General features: G+C 39.1%; 1 protein-coding gene. It reads right to left on the bottom strand.

Going from position 1 to position 781, the window contains the following annotated elements; all coding sequences use genetic code 11:
- Positions 1-424: 424 nt before the first annotated feature.
- Positions 425-673 carry a hypothetical protein gene (locus R7Q46_RS26450; RefSeq protein ID WP_213912511.1) on the bottom strand — a complete coding sequence of 83 codons (249 nt, stop codon included), beginning with the start codon at positions 671-673 and terminating at the stop codon, positions 425-427.
- Between the last annotated feature and the right edge of the window lie 108 nt (positions 674-781).

Here is a 781-nt window from a genome sequence, read left to right as displayed (position 1 = left end):
GAGCGGTTTTATCGTGCTTTCGCAAGTTTTGATTAGTGCCTTTACCTGCCACCTATGGAACTTCCCTTGATCGGTGGCTGATGCGCATCGCCTGTTCCAAAACATCTTGAATCCAAAACAGGTGCAGGAATACTTGAAGTGCTTAGATGATATGGCTATCATGAAAGGACTTACACATGTCGCAAAACTAGTAAGTATTCCGAAATAAACCGCCCGGCAAGGCGGTTTTTTCATATCTGGGGATTGAGATTACAACCAAAGAGCATGGATCTCAACGATCCTTTTCTAAGGTAATGAACGTCCTCAAGAAAAACGCCTCCCATTGGGAGGCGTTTTTCGTATCTGCCAGATGTAAAAAAGGTCGCCGGTTTGGGCAACCTTTTGCGTTCTATCGTTCAGTTCGCACAATATGTGTTACGTTAAATTACTCATTACTTTCTTTTAAACCAAAGCAGTCCCACTCTATCAGCAATCGACTAAAATTATTTTTTGAAAGATATTTGGCATCTACACACTTACCATCATCATCGTACAGCACAAGGAAAAAAGAACTCGATTCTAGTGTACGACCTAACGAAAGCCATTGATCAACAATTGTCTCGTAATGTTCTTGATATGATGCGATTTCAAAGCCTTTGTTATTCGATGTTTTAAAATAAATTTTTAGTTTCACGCTTTATCCCATTTATCTCATACACATCATATTTAAGACTAGGTTTGTGTGAGCAATTGAACGTTCTTAATAGACTTAGGCCAAAAAAAACCACTATATACGCAATTG

The organism is Vibrio sp. 811, from assembly GCF_033339195.1.
This window is presented reverse-complemented; position numbering and strand designations above follow the sequence as displayed.